The organism is Rhodobacter sp. NTK016B (assembly GCF_017303295.1).
Lineage (GTDB): Bacteria > Pseudomonadota > Alphaproteobacteria > Rhodobacterales > Rhodobacteraceae > Pararhodobacter.
Genome location: NZ_JAFKOK010000001.1, coordinates 118,427 through 136,837, shown reverse-complemented (window position 1 = coordinate 136,837; position 18,411 = coordinate 118,427). Strand labels below are relative to the sequence as shown.

16 protein-coding genes are annotated in these 18,411 nt (G+C 66.7%); 3 read left to right on the top strand and 13 right to left on the bottom strand.

Annotated elements, in window-relative coordinates:
- The first annotated feature begins 15 nt into the window (after nt 1-15).
- Genes pstC through pstB form a run of 3 tightly spaced genes read left to right on the top strand, consistent with a single transcriptional unit; the run spans nt 16 to nt 3,606 of the window.
- The gene (pstC, locus tag JI664_RS00700; protein WP_207011785.1) at nt 16-1,383 is read left to right on the top strand and encodes a phosphate ABC transporter permease subunit PstC; all 1,368 of its coding nucleotides are present in this window, start codon (nt 16-18) and stop codon (nt 1,381-1,383) included.
- The gene (gene pstA / locus JI664_RS00695; protein ID WP_207011784.1) at nt 1,380-2,771 is read left to right on the top strand and encodes a phosphate ABC transporter permease PstA; all 1,392 of its coding nucleotides are present in this window, start codon (nt 1,380-1,382) and stop codon (nt 2,769-2,771) included. The genes pstC and pstA overlap by 4 nt, the downstream gene beginning before the upstream one ends.
- Nucleotides 2,772-2,799: 28 nt before the next feature.
- Nucleotides 2,800-3,606 carry a phosphate ABC transporter ATP-binding protein PstB gene (gene pstB / locus JI664_RS00690; protein ID WP_286173774.1) on the top strand — a complete coding sequence of 269 codons (807 nt, stop codon included), beginning with the start codon at nt 2,800-2,802 and terminating at the stop codon, nt 3,604-3,606.
- 213 nt (nt 3,607-3,819) lie between these two features.
- Here the strand turns inward: pstB and ggpS are convergent, their stop codons facing one another.
- From ggpS to JI664_RS00625, 13 genes are all read right to left on the bottom strand, one after another.
- A complete protein-coding gene (gene ggpS, locus JI664_RS00685) occupies nt 3,820-5,319 on the bottom strand; it encodes a glucosylglycerol-phosphate synthase (protein ID WP_207011782.1) in 1,500 nt (499 codons plus the stop codon).
- Nucleotide 5,320: 1 nt separating this feature from the next.
- Nucleotides 5,321-6,103 (bottom strand): HAD-IIB family hydrolase, encoded by a 783-nt coding sequence (locus JI664_RS00680; RefSeq protein ID WP_207011781.1) that lies wholly within the window; start codon nt 6,101-6,103, stop codon nt 5,321-5,323.
- Between the two features lie 3 nt (nt 6,104-6,106).
- Entirely contained in the window at nt 6,107-7,216 is a 1,110-nt protein-coding gene (locus JI664_RS00675; RefSeq protein ID WP_207011780.1) for an NAD(P)H-dependent glycerol-3-phosphate dehydrogenase, read from the bottom strand.
- 408 nt (nt 7,217-7,624) lie between these two features.
- On the bottom strand, nt 7,625-8,635 hold the full coding sequence (locus tag JI664_RS00670) for an SMP-30/gluconolactonase/LRE family protein (RefSeq protein WP_207011779.1): 1,011 nt from the start codon (nt 8,633-8,635) through the stop codon (nt 7,625-7,627).
- Nucleotides 8,636-8,692: 57 nt separating this feature from the next.
- Nucleotides 8,693-9,568, bottom strand: a complete 876-nt coding sequence (locus tag JI664_RS00665; protein ID WP_207011778.1) for an SDR family NAD(P)-dependent oxidoreductase — start codon at nt 9,566-9,568, stop codon at nt 8,693-8,695.
- Nucleotides 9,561-10,061: an OsmC family protein gene (locus JI664_RS00660; RefSeq protein ID WP_207011777.1), complete on the bottom strand. Its 501-nt coding sequence runs from the start codon at nt 10,059-10,061 to the stop codon at nt 9,561-9,563. The genes JI664_RS00665 and JI664_RS00660 overlap by 8 nt, the downstream gene beginning before the upstream one ends.
- Complete coding sequence (locus tag JI664_RS00655; RefSeq protein ID WP_207011776.1) at nt 10,040-10,822, bottom strand: cyclase family protein; 783 nt, start codon at nt 10,820-10,822, stop codon at nt 10,040-10,042. Before JI664_RS00655 ends, JI664_RS00660 begins: the two co-directional genes overlap by 22 nt.
- 11 nt (nt 10,823-10,833) lie before the next feature.
- Entirely contained in the window at nt 10,834-12,147 is a 1,314-nt protein-coding gene (locus tag JI664_RS00650) for a TRAP transporter large permease (RefSeq protein ID WP_207011775.1), read from the bottom strand.
- A complete protein-coding gene (locus JI664_RS00645; RefSeq protein ID WP_207011774.1) occupies nt 12,144-12,698 on the bottom strand; it encodes a TRAP transporter small permease subunit in 555 nt (184 codons plus the stop codon). Before JI664_RS00645 ends, JI664_RS00650 begins: the two co-directional genes overlap by 4 nt.
- A gap of 70 nt (nt 12,699-12,768) precedes the next feature.
- The gene (locus JI664_RS00640; RefSeq protein WP_207011773.1) at nt 12,769-13,845 is read right to left on the bottom strand and encodes a C4-dicarboxylate TRAP transporter substrate-binding protein; all 1,077 of its coding nucleotides are present in this window, start codon (nt 13,843-13,845) and stop codon (nt 12,769-12,771) included.
- A gap of 72 nt (nt 13,846-13,917) precedes the next feature.
- On the bottom strand, nt 13,918-14,589 hold the full coding sequence (locus tag JI664_RS24135) for a TetR/AcrR family transcriptional regulator (protein WP_207011772.1): 672 nt from the start codon (nt 14,587-14,589) through the stop codon (nt 13,918-13,920).
- 107 nt (nt 14,590-14,696) lie between these two features.
- Complete coding sequence (locus JI664_RS00630) at nt 14,697-17,282, bottom strand: AAA family ATPase (RefSeq protein ID WP_207011771.1); 2,586 nt, start codon at nt 17,280-17,282, stop codon at nt 14,697-14,699.
- Nucleotides 17,279-18,406 (bottom strand): metallophosphoesterase family protein, encoded by a 1,128-nt coding sequence (locus tag JI664_RS00625; protein WP_207011770.1) that lies wholly within the window; start codon nt 18,404-18,406, stop codon nt 17,279-17,281. The genes JI664_RS00630 and JI664_RS00625 overlap by 4 nt, the downstream gene beginning before the upstream one ends.
- Nucleotides 18,407-18,411: the final 5 nt, after the last annotated feature.

Here is an 18,411-nt window from a genome sequence, read left to right as displayed (position 1 = left end):
TGTGAAGCCGCGCGCATGACCAGCGTCCTGATCGCCGCCCTTGCCCTGATCCTGATGGGCGTCGCCTATCAACAGGGCGTTTCCCGTAGCCGCGCCCTTGCAGGCGCCTCTCGACTGCACAGCCGACCGCAATACCACGGGGCGTTTCTGGCGCTCTGGGCCACGGTGCCGCTGCTCTTTGTTTTGCTGATCTGGGTTGTGACCTCGGGCATGATCCAGGACTGGTACATCGCCAGTCAGATCCCCGCCGAGATCCTGCCCGGCACCACCGAATATGCCAGCGCCGCCGCGCGCCTGCGCAACATCGCCTCGGGCTTCGGCGTCGCGGGCGAGATCGCGCCTTGGGAAGCCGAAGCGGGCGAAGGGCTCGCGCGGTTCATGACCATCCTGCGGCTTAGCATCGTGGCTTTGGGGGCGCTTCTGGGCGTTGCCGGTCTTCTGGTGATGCGCGCCCGGCTGAGCCCGCGCCTGCGCGCCCGCAATCATGTCGAAACCGTCATCAAGACGGTGCTGATCTTCTGTTCGATCGTCGCCATCCTGACCACGATCGGCATCGTCGTGTCGCTGGTCACCGAGACCGTGCGCTTCTTCACCTATGTCTCGCCGGTCGATTTCTTCTTCGGCACGGTCTGGAACCCCGGCTATTCGACCACCTCGAACGAGGCATCGGGCAGCTACGGGATGCTTCCGCTGCTGGCAGGCACGGTGATGATCTCGGCGATCGCCATGCTGGTCGCGCTGCCCGTGGGTCTGATGTCGGCCATCTGGCTCACACAATACGCCACGCCCCGGCTGCGCAATGTCATCAAGCCGGTGATCGAGGTGCTCGCGGGGATCCCGACCATTGTCTACGGCTTCTTCGCGCTGGTCACCGTGGGCCCCGCTTTGTCGGCTTTCGGTGATTTCATCGGCTTTGGCATCAACGCCACCTCGGCGCTTACGGCGGGGATCGTGATGGGGATTATGATCATTCCCTTCATCAGCTCGCTGTCCGACGACATCATCCGTCAGGTCCCGCGCGCGATGCGCGACGGCTCGCTGGGGCTGGGCGCGACCAAGTCGGAAACCATCCGCATGGTCATCGTCCCCGCGGCCCTTCCGGGGATCGTCGGCGCCATCCTGCTGGCCGTCAGCCGCGCCATAGGTGAAACGATGATCGTCGTGCTGGCTGCCGGTAACGCGCCGATCCTTCGCTTCGATCCGACCGAACCCGTCTCGACCTTCACCGTGACCATCGTCACCGCCCTGACCGGCGACGCCGATTTCGCCTCGCCGCAATCGCTGGTCGCCTTCGCGCTGGGCCTGACGCTGTTCGTCATCACCCTCATGCTGAATATCGGTGCACTGGTCATCGTGCGGAAATACCGGGAGCAATACGAATGACTGAGGCTCTGGAAACCGAGGCCGAGGCCAATACCCGCCGTCGCGCGCAGGTGCGCAAGTCGCTGTCGCGCCGCAACCGCGCCGAGAAACGCTTCAAGATGCTGGGCCTTGGCTCGGTGCTGGCGGCAATGGCCTTCGTGGCGGTGCTGTTCGGCAATATCCTGACCAACGGTCTGCCGGCCTTCTGGCAGTTCAACATCGATGCCGAGGTCTATTTCGACCCCGAGATCATCAACGTCCCCGAGGTGCCAGTGCAACAGGCCGGTCAGTCGGACGCCGATTTCCGGGCCGAGATGCTGGGCTGGCAGCGCCGTCTGGCGATGGTGAACTGGAACCGGATCCTCGTCTCATCGGTCGAGGGGGCGCTGGCCGAAGCCGAGACCGCTGACGGCGCCGGAACCGTGACCGAGATCGATACCCGCTCGGCGCAATCCATCATCGATTCCGGCGCGCGTTTTGTGCTGCGCGACATGGTGCTCGCCGATCCGACGATCATCGGCGAGCGGCGCGAGATGCAGCTTCTGCTGTCGGCCGATGGCGACAACTGGGCCAAGGGCAAGCTGTCGCGCGATCTGCCCGACGACCGCCAGCAGCTCAGCCGCGCCGCCCGGGACGCAATCGATCTGCTGACCGAAGAGGGCATCGTCCACCGCGCCTTTGCCTGGCACATCTTCACCAATGTCGACAGCCGCTCGTCGCCCGCCTCGGCCGGTCTGGCCGGTGCCTTCGTGGGGTCGTTCTACATGATGCTGGTGGTGATCCTGCTGGCGGTGCCGATCGGCGTGTCCTCGGCCATCTATCTTGAGGAATTCGCACCCAAGAACCCGTTCACCGACCTGATCGAGGTGAATATCAACAACCTTGCAGCGGTGCCGTCGATCGTCTTCGGCCTGCTGGGGGCTGCGGTGTTCATCAATATTTTCCACCTGCCGCTGTCGGCGCCGCTGGTGGGTGGTCTGGTGCTGACACTGATGACGCTGCCCACGATCATCATCGCCACCCGCTCGGCTTTGCGCGCGGTGCCGCCATCGCTGCGGCAGGCGGCTTTGGGGATCGGCGCGTCGAAGACGCAGATGGTGTTCCACCACGTCCTGCCGGTCACCTATCCCGGCATCCTGACCGCCTCGATCCTCGGTGTCGCACAGGCGCTGGGCGAGACCGCGCCGCTGCTCCTGATCGGCATGAACGCTTTCGTGGCCAACGTACCGGCTACGCCGATGGACCAATCCGCCGCCTTGCCCGTGCAGATCTACCTGTGGCAGGGCAACGAGAACCGCAATTTCTTCGAAGAACGCACCTTCGCGGCTATCATCGTGCTGCTGGCGCTGATGATCCTGCTCAATGCGCTGGCCATCTGGCTGCGCGGCCGCCTGGAAAGGAAAGCCTGACATGAACGCGACCCCCGATACCTCGCCCATGGGCGCCAACCGCATCATCCCGTCGGCCCCGGCATCGAGCGCGGGCGCAGAGAGCCGGATCTCGGCCCGGGACGTCACCGTCCATTACGGCGAGAAACAGGCGATCTTCGGCGTCTCGATGGAAGTGCCCGAGAAATCCGTCACCGCCTTCATCGGTCCGTCGGGCTGCGGGAAATCGACCTTCCTGCGCTGCTTCAACCGGATGAACGACACGATCGAAGGCTGCCGCGTCGGTGGCGAGATCACCATCGACGGCGAGGACATTCACCGCCCCTCGCTGGACGTGGTCGAACTGCGCGCGCGGGTGGGGATGGTGTTCCAGAAACCCAACCCGTTCCCCAAGTCGATCTACGACAACATCGCCTATGGCCCGCGCATCCACGGTCTGGTCAAATCCAAGGCCGAGACCGACGCGCTGGTCGAAAGCTCGCTGAAGAAGGCGGGGCTGTGGAAAGAGGTCTCGGACCGTCTGGACCAGCCCGGCACCGGGCTGTCGGGCGGCCAGCAGCAGCGTCTGTGCATCGCCCGCACCATCGCCACGGGGCCCGAAGTGATCCTGATGGACGAGCCGTGCTCGGCGCTCGACCCGATTGCCACGTCGATTGTCGAGGACCTGATCCACGAGCTGCGCGAGCAATACACGATCATCATCGTCACCCATTCGATGCAGCAGGCCGCCCGCGTGTCGCAGAAGACCGCGTTCTTCCATCTGGGCAAGCTGATCGAATACGGCGAGACCGAGCAGATCTTCGTCAATCCGCGTGAAAAGCAGACCGAGGCCTATATCACCGGCCGTATCGGCTGACCGGGTCCGCGCGGGACGGGTGAGCGGTTTCGCCCTTGCCCGCGACGCCTCGGGCGCCGAGGTCTCGGGCGACCGGGCGGGGGGCGCTGCCCCCCACGGGCCCTTCGGGCCGTTCCCCCCGGACGCCAGCCCTTCGTCCAAGCAAAACACCCCCGGACCGCAAGGCCGGGGGTGTTTTGCAAAGCACGCCAGCCCGCAGCCGCGGGCGCGGGGTCAGCCCGCGGCCCAGCTATCCGAGGACATGACGTGGCCGAAGACTTTCATCTGGTCCTCGGCCCAGAAGCGCACGTCGTGGCGGCGCACGATTTCGCGGTTGGCCTTCATGCGGCCGTGCCGTTCGGTATCGGGCAGCGACAGCGCATACTGGATACCCTGATCCATCGACTTGTGCGAGAACGGGTTGGTATGGACGGCAAAGCCCAGCTCGACCGCCGCGCCGGCGAATTCGGACAGCACCAGCACACCGTCATCATCGAGCCGCGCCGCGCAATATTCCTTGCACACGAGGTTCATCCCGTCCGCCAGCGGCGTGATCCACGCGACATCGGCGGCCTGATAATACGCCACCAGATCGCGGAACGGCACCGGGCGCGAGATCAGCGATACGGGCTGCCAGTCGAACGTCCCATAGCGGCCGTTGATCATGCCCGCCATGTGTTCGAGATCGTGCTGGATCTCTTCATAGGCGGTCATGTTGGCATTCGCCGCCGCCGAGACATGCATCAGACGGATCTTGCCGCGCAGATCGGGCCGGGCCTCCATCAGGCGCTCGAAGCTTTGCAACTGCTCGATCCCGCCCTTGGTATAGTCGGTCCGTCCGACCGACAGGATCAGCTTGTGATCGCCCAGCTCTTCCTTGATATGCGCCAGCCGTTCGGCGGTATCGGGGCTGGTCGCGACCTTTTCGATATAGTCGACATCGACGCCCACGGCGCTGGCCTGCAGGCGGATCACGCGGCCCTCATAGCCGACAGCGGTGACGACCGATTGCTCGGACAGGGCGGTGGTCTGCGAGGACAGCTCGTCATGCACCTTCTCGCGCTTGAGCGTCTCGACCTCGAGAAGCGAGCGCGCGGCGGAGACGAAATTGTTGGCATAGCGCGGGATATGGAAGCCCACCACGTCGCAGGCGAGAAGGCTTTCAAGGATCTCCTTGCGCCACGGCAGGACGTTGAACATATCCGCCGAGGGGAAGGGCGTGTGGTGGAAGAAGCTGATCTTCACATCCGGGCGCAGGGTGCGCAGATAGCCCGGCACCAGCCACAGGTTGTAATCGTGAACCCAGACCACCGCGCCCTCGGCCGCTTCGGCCGCTGCGGCTTCGGCGAAGGCCCAGTTCACTTCGCGGAAGGTGGGCCAGTCGACGGGGTCGTAATTGTAGCGTTCCTTGAAGCCGTGCAGGATCGGCCAGAAGGCCTCTTTCGACGAGATATGGTAAAAGCTCGTCACCTGTTCGGGCGTCAGCGGCAGGCGCGTCACGGTGTACTTGCCGTATTGGTCGTCGATCTCGATCACCCGCTCGAAATCGGGGTTCGAGGGGTCTTCGGCGTGTTTCCACGCGACCCAGGCCCCCTTGTCGAAGCGTCCGAAGAAGCTTTTCAGCGTCGGTACGATGCCGTTGGGGCTTTTGTTCTCGCGGTACTCGATCTTCCCGTCGACCTCGACCTCTTCATAAGGCTGGCGGTGGTAGACGATCACAAGATTGGAGGACATGTCAGGCTCCCTTGGGGATGTCGTGAAGCGAAAGCGCGTCGATGGCTTCCAGAATGCCGGCCGCACCATGGGCCTTGGCGTGATAAACGCTGTCCACGCCGTCGAGCTGATGCACCAGAAGCGGCTCGGAATTGCCGACCGCGACCGCGTTCAGCCCTGAGGCCAGCATGGACAGGTCATTGAGCGTGTCACCGGCGCAAAGCACGCGGCCCTCGGGGATGCCCAGATGCTCGACCAGCCGACGGATCGACGGGCCCTTGGACACGCCTTTGGGCAGCACGTCGAAATACTTGTTGTCCGAGATCAGCCAGTCGAGACCCATCGCCTCGACCCGTGCTTCAGCGGTCGCGTCATAGGAGGACGGCGTCAGGTCATAGCTGACGCGGTAGCGAAAATCGGTGGGCTGCAGCGCAAGGCCCGGATGGCCGTCGAGCGCCTCGCGCACGGCGTCGCCCCGGTCTCCCCAGCGCTGGGCGATGTCTTCTTCCAGCGGCTCGATCGGCGCGATCGACCCGTCGGGCCCGACCTCGGCGATCGTGGTGCCCACGTCACCCACCACATATTCGGGCCATGGCAGACCGCGTTCGCGGCACATTTCCATGATGAATTCCGGGTCGCGCCCGGTGACGAAGATCAGCCCGACCGTGTCGCGGTTCTGTTCGATCCATCCGTAAAGCGTGGCGCGGTCGGTATCCGAGCCCCCCAGAAAGGTGCCGTCGAGATCGGTGGCCAGCGTGAAGCGGCGCGCGGCGATGGACGGGCGCGGGGCGGTGTGAACGTTCATGGGTCAGCTCCCTCCGAATTGCAGCGGAAGATTGGGGGTCGGATGGGCCAGCGACAGGTCCAGCGCGAAAGGCTCGGCCTCGATTGGGCGGGCCCAGAGCGCGCTGAAGGCTTCCTGCAGATCAGCGCCCTTGTGCAGCACGGCATTCACCGTCTCGCAGATCGGCATCGGCACCTTGATCCGGTGCGCCAGATCGGTGACCGAGACGGCGTTGACCTCGCCTTCGACGACGACGGGGCGGCCTTCGAAACAATTGGGCCGCGCGATGCCTTGGCCCAGTTGCGTGCCAAGGCTCATGTTGCGCGAGGTGGTCGAGGAACAGGTCAGCGTCAGATCGCCCGCGCCCGACAGGCCGGTGACGGTCTCGCGCCGCCCGCCCAGCGTCTGGGCCAGCAGCTTCATCTCGTCGATGCCGCGGGTGATCAGCGCGGCGCGGGTATTCTCGGCAAAGCCCGCGCCCGACATCATCCCGCAGGCGATGGCGATCACGTTCTTGACCGCACCGCCCACTTCGACGCCGACCAGATCGTCCGAGACATAGGGCCGGAAGCCCCCGCCCGACAGGGACAAAGCCAGCCGAGCGGCAGGGCTGGATTCCGGGTGCAGCCTATCCTTGTAGCGAAAGGGGAAGGCCACGGTCGCGGCGGTCGGATGATCGAGCGCAGTCTCGCGGGCAAAGGTCGGGCCGCTGACCGCGCCCACGACATGGCCGGGCAGTTCTTCGGAGGCGACTTCGGACAACAGATAGCCCGAATCCCGCTCGACCCCCTTGCAGGCCAGCGCGATGGGCGCGCCTTCGGGCAGGTAGGGCGCGATCGCCTGACACATCTGCCGCAGCGTGGACGAGGGCGTCACGATCAGCACCGCTTCGGTGTCGCTCAGCGCGTCGGCCAGATCGGACGTTGCCGTCAGGCCGTCGGGCAGGGGGACACCGGGAAGGTAATCGGCATTTTCACGGGTGGCGTTGATGGCCTCGGCCTGATCGGGGCGGCGCGACCACAGCCGCACCTTGCGTCCGTTGCGGGCCAGAACGATGGCCAGGGCGGTACCCCAGCTGCCGGCGCCCAGAACTGTCAGGCGCTCATAGGGGGAAGACGGGGCGGAATATGACACGGTATCCTTGATGTTTGGCTCCTCGGGGCGCGTTTCTTCAGGCACTGGTTCACTCGCAATCTTGGCGCAGTCACGCCGGGCATAGGCCAGCCGGAATTTCCGGGCACGCGCCCACCCCCGCCATGAGCGGGAGAGAGACGGTCCGAAACCTGCGCCAGAACGCTATCGAGACAACGCCGCAGCACGCGACCGGATCCGAACAAACTTACGTATGGTTACCATGTTAGCGCAGGAGGGCGACAATTCAAGCAACCTTTGCCGCACTGCGGCGAAAGCTATTGAGGCAAAAGGGAAAGTTTTTCAGGGCAATGCCCGGTGCCCACGCAGCCTTTGCACAAGGCTTATGCATTCGCGGCATCCGTTTCGGCGGCAGAATTTTTTTCGCTACCGGTTCGCTGTGACCCGCGCTCAGCGCCAATGCGCCATCGGCAGGCCCGCCACCGGGCTGCGGAACGCGGGGATCCGCGTCCCCCGGAGCGAGCCGATATACACCGTCTTCAGGTCCGCCCCGCCAAAGGTGACCGAGGCGAACCACGGTGCGATCGTGCCCCCGCAGGCCAGCATGTGATTGGGCGTCAGTGCGTCGCGCTCGAAGGCTTCGTAAAGCGCGGCCGAGGGGGCGGGATTGTCGTCGTCCAGAATGACCCGGAACTCGCCCTCGGGCGTCAGCGCGAAGACCCGGTCGGACATAACATGCGTGCCCCACAGATTGCCATAGGCGTCGAACGCGATGCCGTCGACAAAACCGCCGGTATCTTCAGGGCCGAAGGTTTCTCGCGCCTCGACGGTTGCGCCGGCGCCGATCTTCAGCCGGGTGATGCGCCGCGCCGAGGTCTCGACGACATAGAGCCATTCCTCGGCGGCATCGAAGCGGATTTCGTTGGTGAACATGAACCCGTCCGCAACGATCCGCGTGCCGTCCTTATCCAGCACCGCGACATAGCCGTCGCGAATATTCGGGCTGATCGCCTCCATCCAGTTGGTGATCCGGGTCGAGACGGTCAGCCAGATCCGGCCCTGACTGTCGCGCAGCACGAAATTAACCTTGCCGATGGGCGTGCCGTCGATCGTATCGAGCACCACGTTCGTCCGTCCGTCGCGGGTCATCCGCTCAAGCCGGTCGGTGCCGAAATTCGAGATCAGCACCGAGCCGTCGGTATCGAAGGCCAGCCCGTTCGGCAACGTGCCCTGCGTGAAGCGCTGCGCCTCGTCCCCGGTCGCGCCGAAACGGTCGTCGAGCGCCTGCGCGATCAGCGCCTGCGAGCCGTCGGGTCGGATATGCACCACGCCGCCCCGCGCATCCGCCGACCATAGCGAGCCGTCGGGTTCGGCAAGGATGCATTCGGGGCGCTGCAGGTCCTCGCCAACATACCAGATGTCACGCTCGGTCACGGTGAAGCCGTCAATCGGGTTGCTCATGGGCTTTCCTTCCTGATGCGCGCGATCTAGCGCGGCGACAGGCGCGATCCAGCCGGATCAGCCGCGCCTGTTGCCCGCCATCGCGACGAATTTCTGCGTTTGCGCCCATGCCGCCTCCAGCTTTTCGGCACCGGGCTGCGCGACGATCCGGGCAAAGGCATCGGCCACGTCCTCGGGGCGGGGGGCAGGACCCAGATCGATGCCCGGCGTTTCGGTGATCGCGGGCAGGGCGACGATACCGGCCCCGGCGGCAAGGATCGTCTTGGTGGGCGCGCCCTCGCTCACCAGAAACAGCGCGGCGGGCGACACCGTTTCGGGTGCGAGCAGCGCCAGCGCCTCGGGCGGCAGCAGGTCGCGGGTCATCTGCGTCGCTGCGGCGGGGCTCAGCGCGTTGACATGAATGTTGTGCTTGGCGCCTTCGATGGCGAGCGTGTTCATCAACCCGACCACCGCGCCCTTCGCCGCGGCGTAATTGGCCTGCCCGAAATTCCCGTACAGCCCCGAGGACGAGGTCGTCATCAGCACCCGACCATAGCCCTGCGCGCGCATGATCTCCCACACCGCCTGCGTGCAGACCCACGAGCCGCGCACATGCACATCCATCACCGCGTCGAAGAAATCGAGCGGCGTTTTGGCGAAACTCTTGTCGCGCAGGATGCCCGCATTGTTGATCAGGATATCGATCCGGCCCCAACGGTCCATGACTGTCGCGACCATGGCCTCGACGGTCCCGGCATCGCTGACCGAGCCGCTCCAGCCCATCGCCTCGCCACCGGCAGCGGCGATCTCGTCGACGACGGGCTGCGCCGCGCCGACATCCATGACCACTACCCGCGCGCCGCGTTCGCCGAGTGCCAGCGCATGGGCGCGGCCCAACCCGCCGCCCGCGCCGGTGACGATGGCGACCTGACCGTCGAAGCGGATCTCAGACATTGGTCCATCCTTCCTGCGTTTTCAGACGGTAACGGATCTCGTTCTGATGCCCCAGCGTCTGGCTGATGAAGCAGCCGCGCCTGGCCTGCGCGATTAGCGCCTCGATCTCGGGCTTGGCGGCGGAGCTTTCGATCTTCACGTCGATCTCGAAGCCTTTGGGCGCGGATTCGTAGCCCCGGCCGACAGCCACCCACGTCCATTGCACCCGCGTTTCGACCCGCAGATCCGACAGGACCAGTCCCAGCCGTTTCGCAAGGGACCGTATCTGCGTCATGATGCAGCCCGTCAGCCCGCCCACGAACAGCGCCAGCGGCGGCGGCGCGCTGGCTTCGCCGCCATGGAACGCCCCTTCATCGGTGGCCATTTCCCACGGGCCGTCGGCAAAGGGGTGAGACATGCTCACCACCAGATCGCTGCGCATCTTGCCGCTGGCATGGCCCTCGGCGTTGTATTGAATGACGGCGCTGTCCATCAGTCGAGGATCGCCACGCATCGGGTGAACCCCGCCGAGGCTGCCTTGATCTTGAACGGGAAGCACGAAACCTTGAAGCCGGTCGCGGGCAGCTGGTCGAGATTGGCGAGCTTTTCCATATGGCAATAGCCGATCTCCATCGAGGCGCGATGCCCTTCCCAGATGATCGACGCATCCTTGGTCTCAGAATAGCGCTGGGCGGTATGGATGAAGGGCGCGTCCCACGACCATGCATCCGTGCCCGTCACCCGCACGCCGCGTTCCAACAGGTAGAGCGTCGCGTCGCGTCCCATGCCGCAACCCTTGGCCAGATATTCGGGATTGCCATAGGCGGCCCCGGCCGAGGTGTTGACGACGACGATTTCCAGCGGGCTCAGCGTGTGGCCGATCCGTGCCAGCTCGGCCTCGACATCCTCGGGCGTGACGACATAGCCATCGGCGAAATGGCGGAAATCCAGCTTCACGCCGGGCTGAAAGCACCATTCGAGCGGCACCTCGTCGATGGTGATCGCGGGCCGTCCGCCCGGCACCAGCGCACGGTCCATGGTCGAATGGTGGTGATAGGGCGCGTCCAGATGGGTGCCGTTATGGGTGCTCAGCTGCACCCATTCGACCGCCCAGCCTTCACCATCGGGCAACTCGTCACGGTTCATGCCCGGAAAGAAGCCGGTGATCTGGTCGGGCGTATCGGCATGGCCCTGATACTCGATCTTCGGCGCCATCATGGGCGGGTCCGAGGCTATGCCGGTTTCAAGCGCGACGGACAGGTCAATGATCCGCATGGAAGGTCCTTTCAGAGCAGGCCCGTCGAGATGACGGGAAAGAAGACGAGCAGCAGCAGCACGAACAGCATGATGGCCGCGAAGGGAAGGGCACCGCGAAACACATCGCCCAGCGAAATCGCGGGATCGTCCAGCGCGCCCTTGATGACATAGACCGACAGGCCGAGCGGGGGCGTCAACAGCCCGATCTCGACCGCCAGAACGGTGACGATGCCGAACCAGATCAGGTCGATCTGCATCGCCGTGGCGATGGGCAGGACCAGCGGCAGGGTGATCAGCAGGATGGACGAGCTGTCCAGAATCGTGCCCAGCACGATCAGGATCGCGCAGAAGAGCAGCACGAAGCCCGTCGGCCCCAGATCCTGTGCAATGGCCCATTCGGTGACGAAGGCGGGCAGGCCCGACAGCGACAGGAAGCGCGAATACATCGTTGCGGCGACGATCAGAAAGCAGATCGAGGCGGTGATATGCCCGGTTTCCAGCGTCACCTGCCAAAGCACGCGCGGTCCGATCCGCCGCTTGATCCCGGCGATGACGATCGCACCGAGCGCGCCGATGGCCCCGGCCTCGGTCGGGGTGAAGACGCCGCCATAGATCCCGCCCAGCACCAGCGCGATAAGCGCCGCAATCGGCGCGAGCTTGGTCAGGGTGTCGACGGCGAGCGAGCCTTCATGGCTTGCGGCTGGCGCGGGTTGGGGCACGCCGGTGAAGCCGGGCGCGAAGCGCACCAACAGCGCGATGCCGACGATATAGGCAAGGGTCAGCACCAGCCCCGGCCCGATCCCCGCGACGAACAGAAAGCCCACCGATTGCTCGGCGATGATGCCGTAAAGGATCAGCAGCAGCGAGGGAGGGATCAGCATGCCCAGCACCGACGACCCCGCCACAACGCCCGTGGCAAACTTCGCCGTATGGCCGATGCGCATCATTTCGGGCACCGCTACCTTGGTGAAGACTGCAGCCGAAGCGATGGAAATCCCGGTGATCGCCGCGAAGATCGCGTTGGCGCCGACGGTCGCCATGCCCAGCCCGCCCTTCAGCCGCCCCAGCGCGCGGTTGGCGACGTCGAACGTATCGCGCCCGATATCGGCGCGGCTGACGACCAGTCCCATCAGCACGAACAGCGGCACCACGCCGAATAGGTAGGAACTGATCGATTCCCGCGTCGCCAGCGCCAGCATCCGCGAGGCGTATTGCGGATTGTCCCTGAGCGCCCAGATCCCCACGAACGAGGTCAGCGCCAGCGCGATCGACACATGCATTCCCAGCCAGATCAGGCCCAGAATGCCCACGAGCGACCACAGCCCGATCTCGACGCCGCTCATGTCCGCGCCCCCCGGATCGCGCGGATCGCCAGCATCAGCGCCATCAGCGCGAAGACCAGCACCATCAGCGCCGCGCCGACCACGACGATGCCATGGACCGGCCAGATCGGCGCGCGGAACTGGCCGACCGTGCCAACCATGTCGCCGCGCCCATAGGAGCGTTGAAATTGCGGCCAGAAGGCCGACAGCAATGCCCCCATCAGCACCGCGCCCGCCAGATGCAGGATCGCATCCGCCGCATCCCCCAGCCGCGCGCTGCGGCGGCTCAGGAAGCTCAGCGCCGCGTCCGACCGGGTCAGCTTGCCGCGCGCGGTGGTGTTGGCGACCTGCAAGAAGACGATGGCAAGGATCGACATCGCCACCATCTCGGGCACGCCGGCGATCGGCGCGCCGAAGAAGAAACGTCCGATCACATCGACCGAGATCAGCAGCATGACGCCGAGGATCAGCGCCGTGCCAAGCGCGGACAGCAGCGCGGTCACGCGGTCGACGAGCCGCGCGAAAGCGTCGAGCGGGGCGATGCCCGTGGTCAGGGTAGCGAGCGAGGCCATGAATGCTCCGGTGGTCTCGGGTCGGAAGAAAGGGACGGGGGCCGGAACACGGCCCCCGCTATCGGTCAACTCAGCGCTGCGACCAGTCGCGGCCCAGATCGGCGCCCGCCGCCTGCAGCGTCTCGACATAGGTGGTCAGCACTTCGGTCCCCGGAAGGCCCATCTCGTCCGCCGCCGCGGCCCAGGTGCCGGCGATATCCGGCAGCGCGGCGGCCCAGCGGGCGCGCTCTTCGGGCGCGAGCGTGTGCAGGTGCTCTTCATCGGGGGCAATGGTCGCCATCGCCGCCGCGACCCGCTCGGCCTGCTCGGCGATATAGGCCTCCTGGAACGCCGTGGCGCCCGCGCGCAGCGCGTCCTGCACCTCTTGTGGCTGGCTTTCCAGCCAGCTTTGCGAGGCGACGACACCGCCCGCCGATTGTGCGCCGAAATTGGTCACGGTGACATAGGGCGCGACTTCGTGCAGGCGGGCCGGAGCGGCGGCGGTCGGGAAGACGATGACGCCGTCAAAGACCCCGGTCTGCAGATCGTTGTAATAGGTCGTCAGGTTGCCCGCGACGCCCACCGCGCCCGTGCCTTCCAGCCAGTTCACCGCCGGTCCCGGCGCGGCGATGCGATGGCCTTCCAGATCGTCGATCGAGGTGACGGGGAAGTTGGTCATCAGCAGGTAATTGTCCAGCGCGAAACCGCCGCCCAGATACTCGGCGTCATAGGCGTTCCAGCTTTCCGACATGCCGGGGATCTGCGCGTAGAGTGTCTCCATCGCGTCCATAACCTGCTGCGCCTCGGCCGGGCCGAAGGGTGTGTTGTAGGTGACGTTCTGCAGCATCAGCTTGTTGGGCATGAAGACCGTGGGGATCACCGCGATCTCGGCCAGCCCGTCCTCGATCGCGTCCAGCTCGCCGCCCACCGCCGCGAGCGAGCCGCCATAGGCCTCGGTCCAGTCGATGCTGTAATCGGTCCCTTCGAGCGCCGCGTCGACGGCGGGGATGAAGGTCTCGGACAGGTGCTTGACCCACAGGAAGATCGGCGGGTGGCCGTTGACCACCGTGATCGGGATCGTCTCGGCCATCGCGGGCGCCGCAAGCGCGCCGCCGATGGCCCCTGCCAGGGCCGTGCCTGCCATCAGGCGTCTGATTGTCCGTGTCATCGTCTCTCTCCTCCTCTGATGCGCCATGCCCGTCTCTTCGGGGGATGGCGTTTGGTATTCCTCTTGCGGGTCTCAGCCGGACGGGCGCGCCAGCGCCCGGATCCCGACCGCGATGAAACGTACCGCCGCGTCGAGCATGGCATCGACATCCTCTTCGCGCAGCACGCCGTCCGACAGCATCTGCCGCCGCCCGGTCGGCGCCATCAGCGAGATGCCGATGGCGACCGCGTTCAGGTAGCCGCGCACCGCCGCCGCCCGGTCGAGTCCCGGCGCCGTGGCCATCAATTCGTCGATGAAGACGCGCGCAATGGCATCGTAATAGGTGCTGGTGATACGGACCGAGCGCTCATCCGTCCCCGAGGCCACATGGCTCAGGAGCCGCGTGAAATGCGCCCCGCCGCGCGCCGAATCGTGGCCCAGCGTGACCGTCGGACGCAACAGCGCGTCGATCACGGCTTCCAGCGTGACCGCCCCCGCCTTGTGCAGCGCCGCCAGCCGGTCGCGGCGCTCTTGGTTGATCGCGCCCGAGCGCCGGGCGATCACCGCTTCGAACAGCGCTTCCTTCGAGCCGAAATAGTAATGGATCAGCGCGGCATTCGCGCCCGCGCCCTCGGCTATGGCGCGGGTCGTGGCGCCGTGAAAGCCGCTCGCGGCAAAGGCGATCTCGGCCGCGTCGAGGATCGCCTCCTGCGCCTCGCCACGCTCGAATGCGCGCTCGGACCGCTGGGTCGCGGATTTCGACACGGGGCTCTCCTCCCTCGAAGCAATCGTTAATTAATCGCCTGATTAACTCTGACAAGAAAGCGCTACCTGTCAAGCGTGACGTGATTTTCTGCAGTGCAGAAAAGGGTTTAGCCGGGGTTTGGCAGGTCTTCGAAAGCCAGCTTGGTGCCGCCCAGTTGCCGCAGCGCGCGGTTGCGGCAGCTCAGCACAAGGATCTGCAGGTCGCCCGACTGCGCGTGCAGGGCGTCGAACATCGCCTCCATCCGCTCGTCATCGGTGAAGACCAGAGCATCGTCCAGAATCACCGGCGCGTGCTGACCCTGCCGCGCCAGAAGCCGCGCAAAGGCCAGCCGTACCAGCAGCGAAATCTGCTCGCGCGTGCCGCCCGACAGCGTGCCGATGGCCTCGGTGTGGCCGTCCCGGATCAGCTCGACCGGCAGCAAACTGTCGCCGTCGAAGCGCAGCTCGGCGCCGGGCCACAGAAGGCGCAGCATCGGCCTGAGTTCGGCCAGAACCGGCTCGAAATACCGGTCGCGGGCCGAAGATTGCGCCGCTTCCAGCGCCTCGATCAGCGCGTTCAGCACGTCAACCTCGTGGCGCAGCGCGTCGCGCCGTCGCTCGGCCCGGGCCAGCCGCAACTGCGTGTCGGCCAGCGTTTCTTCGATCCCTTCGCCCGACAGCGTGGCCACGGTGGCATCGAGCGCGGCAAGGTCGCGCTGCAACGCGTTCGCTTCGTCCTCGGCGCCGCGCATGACCGATTGCGCGCGGGTCAGCGCGGCGCGGCTTGCGTCCAGGTCGGGCGCCGCCGCGCGCAGCGCGTCGCGGGCGCTCTCCGCCTCGGTCAACTCGGTCTGCGCGGCCGCCAGCGCTTCGGCCATACCGGCGCTGTCAGGCAGCCCGGCCAGATGCGCGCGCGCTTCCTCAAGCCGCCGGGCCAGCGCGTCGCGATCATGCCGCGCGCCAATCGCGGCCTCGCGCGCATGGTCGCGTACGGTCCGTGCGCCCGAGGTGACGATCTGCGCGTCGGCCTCGGCCTTGCGCGCCGTCTCGCGCGCGGTTTGCGCGTCGGGCAGAGACGGGGCATCGGTCGGCGTGTTGCCGGTGGGGGCAAGGCGCGCGATCTCGGCTCTGAGCGCGTCGATCCCCTCCGGGGCGAGGCGGCGCAGGTCTTCGGTCGCGGCGCGCAGCGATTGCCCGGCCTCGATCCGTGCGCGCGCCGCTGCCCGCGCGCCGTCGGCCGCGGTTGCGCCCGCGCGCGTCAGAGCCGAGGCCAGCGCGTCGCGCGCCCGCGCCGCCCGCGTGTCCAGATCGCCCGAGGCGGGCAGGATCCTGAGCCGTCCCAGCCCCGGCAGATCGAGCGTGCTGTCGCGCGCCACGCTGCGCGGCTCGCGCCCCAGCGGCGTGCCGTCGAGATGCAAATCGGGCGCGCCGGGTTCGGCGTCGAAAGCGATGCGCGGCGCCGCGGCCTCGGCCAGATCCTGCGCCACGGCCAGCTCGCGCGCAGCCTTGTCGATCGCATCGAGCTGCGCCGCATCGGGGCCGGTTTCCGCCGCCTTGCGCAGGTCGGGCAGGGTCTTTGCAAGCGCCTCGGCCTGCGCCAGATCCGCCTGCAACGCGGCGCGGCGCTTGTCGTTTTCCTGCCAGATCAGTGTGTCCTGCGCGACCTGAACTTGCGCCTCGGCCTGTTGCAGGGCCGCACGGGCGGCCTGTTCCGCGTCGCCCGCCTTGGTCAGCGCGGCCTCGGTTTCGTCGGCCTTGGCCTGCGCGGATTCGGCCCGCTGGGTGGCGTCGTCCAGCGCGCGGGCCAGTTGCGCGACCTGCGCTTGGGTCCGGTCGCGGCTGGTGCGCTGGTCGTCGAGCGTCCGATGGGTCAGCGCCGCGTTCTGCAAGCGCTGCTCGGTCATCTGCAATTGTGCGGCGTGGCGGTCGGCGGCGTCGAACGCGGCCTGCGCCTGTTGCAACCGGGTGCTGCGCAGCGCGACCTCGTCCGGCTCGGTCAGCGCGCCAAGCGAGCGGCGCTTGACCCGCCGCGTCTCCAGCGCCTCGCGCAGCCTTGCGGCGCGCGCGGACAGCTCTTCGGCTTCCGACGACAGCGCCGTGACGTCCTTCTCGGCCGCGTCCAGCGGTCCGCCTGCCTTGGCTCCGCGCGTTGTCACCAGCCGGTCGCGGTCTTCGCGCGCGCGCGCCAGCGCCCGGTCCATCCGCTTGCCGCCGGTCATCGTCTCGATCTCGTCGGTTACCGAAGACAACAGATTGGCGCGCGAGGATTTCTCCAGCGCGTCTTTTTCGGCGAATTCGGTCAGCCCCTGCCGCACCCACAGCAAACCCGTCGGCCCGCCCTTTTCCGGTGGCGTGGTCAGGGCGGCGATCATCGCTTCGGCCTCGTCGGCCTTGGCCACCAGCGCGCCGTTGCGCCAGACCTCGGCATGGGCCTGCCGACCCCAGCGCTTGCGGATCTCCAGCCGCGCGCCGTCCTGCTCGATTTCCAGCGTCACTTCGGGATTGCCGCCGATATTTGGGGTCAGGGTGAATTTGTTCGCACTGGGTTTGGAGGTATGCTTGACGAACAGCGCGTATTGGATCGCGTCGAACAGCGTGGATTTGCCGGTTTCATTGGGCGCCGACAGCACGTTGACGCCGTCGCCGATGCCGCTCACTCGCACCGGGCGGCTGAACTGGCGCACATCGTTGAGTGTGACCGCGCGGATCTTCATGTCTCGTCCGCCAGATAGGAATAGAGCCGGTTGAGCGCCCCCGACGCGATCCGCCGCTCGGCTTCGGCCAGCGCGGTGTCGCTGGCTTGCCCGGCCAACCGGTCGGCTGCGGCCCTGAGCGCGCCGCCATGGTCGAGCTGGTCGAGATCGGCCTCGGTAATCTCGGTATCCAGCATCGCGGTATCCAGCCGGAAATGCGCAAAATCGGGTTCGGCCTGACGCGCGGCGGAGCGCAGGGCCTGCTGGGTCTCCAAGGTCGCCCGGCCACGCGCGGCGATGCGCAACAGGTGATCGCGCCGCGCGGCGCCCGGTGGTGGCAGCAGCGCGTCCAGAGCCGCGGGCGCATCCTGTCCCGGCACCAGATCGAGCGGGGCCTCGGCCCAGTGGAACGCACCCGTCTCGACCGGCTTCAGTACCGGCGCGTCGCCCGTCAGCGTGACGACCAGACAGGCGCCGCGGCCGGTATGGCGGAATTCCTCGAATTCCGGGGTGCCGCTATAGGCGGTGCGGGGGCCGACCTGTTTCTGCCCGTGCCAGTCACCAAGGGCCAGATAGGCAAGGCCCGCACTTTGCGCGCGATCGGGCGGGATGATGCCCTCGTCGCGGGTATCTTCGGAAAAGCTCTGGATGCCGCCATGCGCCAGACCCAGCCGCAGATCGCCCTCGGGCGTCGCGGCATCGGCCATCCATGCGGTCAGGTCGCGCCCGGCATGGCGGCGGGGCAGCGGCGCGGGCAGCAGCGTGACTCCGGGCGCGATCGCCTCGGGCGCCTCGCGCGTCAGCAGCCGCAGATTGTCCGGCGCCTGCCGTGCCAGCGAGTCCCAAAGCGCCTCGGCCCCGAGGGAATCGTGGTTCCCGGGCAACAGCCACCATGTCAGCGCCGGATCGTCGGCCACCTGATGCAGCGCCTGCCTGAGCGTCGTTTCCGCCGGTGTTTCGGTGTCGAACGTGTCGCCCGCCAGCAGGATGTGGCCCGCGCCGTGATCGCGCGCCGCCTGCGCAAGACGGGCGATGATCTGGTGGCGGGCCTCGATCAGGCGCCCGCGCAGATCCTCGGGCAGATTGCCGAAGCGTCGGCCCAGATGCAGGTCGGCTGAGTGAAGGAAGGTAAAGGCGTCGGCCATGAATC

Excerpts from the sequence above, each read along its gene's own strand:
- JI664_RS00680 (WP_207011781.1), bottom strand. The coding sequence starts at position 6,103 with ATGAACGTTCACACCGCCCCGCGCCCGTCCATCGCCGCGCGCCGCTTC.
- JI664_RS00665 (WP_207011778.1), bottom strand. The coding sequence starts at position 9,568 with ATGTCTGAGATCCGCTTCGACGGTCAGGTCGCCATCGTCACCGGCGCG.
- pstB (WP_286173774.1), top strand. The coding sequence starts at position 2,800 with ATGGGCGCCAACCGCATCATCCCGTCGGCCCCGGCATCGAGCGCGGGC.
- JI664_RS00645 (WP_207011774.1), bottom strand. The coding sequence starts at position 12,698 with ATGGCCTCGCTCGCTACCCTGACCACGGGCATCGCCCCGCTCGACGCT.
- pstC (WP_207011785.1), top strand. The coding sequence starts at position 16 with ATGACCAGCGTCCTGATCGCCGCCCTTGCCCTGATCCTGATGGGCGTC.
- ggpS (WP_207011782.1), bottom strand. The coding sequence starts at position 5,319 with ATGTCCTCCAATCTTGTGATCGTCTACCACCGCCAGCCTTATGAAGAG.
- JI664_RS00660 (WP_207011777.1), bottom strand. The coding sequence starts at position 10,061 with ATGCGTGGCGATCCTCGACTGATGGACAGCGCCGTCATTCAATACAAC.
- JI664_RS00650 (WP_207011775.1), bottom strand. The coding sequence starts at position 12,147 with ATGAGCGGCGTCGAGATCGGGCTGTGGTCGCTCGTGGGCATTCTGGGC.
- pstA (WP_207011784.1), top strand. The coding sequence starts at position 1,380 with ATGACTGAGGCTCTGGAAACCGAGGCCGAGGCCAATACCCGCCGTCGC.
- JI664_RS00655 (WP_207011776.1), bottom strand. The coding sequence starts at position 10,822 with ATGCGGATCATTGACCTGTCCGTCGCGCTTGAAACCGGCATAGCCTCG.
- JI664_RS00630 (WP_207011771.1), bottom strand. The coding sequence starts at position 17,282 with ATGAAGATCCGCGCGGTCACACTCAACGATGTGCGCCAGTTCAGCCGC.
- JI664_RS00625 (WP_207011770.1), bottom strand. The coding sequence starts at position 18,406 with ATGGCCGACGCCTTTACCTTCCTTCACTCAGCCGACCTGCATCTGGGC.
- JI664_RS00670 (WP_207011779.1), bottom strand. The coding sequence starts at position 8,635 with ATGAGCAACCCGATTGACGGCTTCACCGTGACCGAGCGTGACATCTGG.
- JI664_RS00640 (WP_207011773.1), bottom strand. The coding sequence starts at position 13,845 with ATGACACGGACAATCAGACGCCTGATGGCAGGCACGGCCCTGGCAGGG.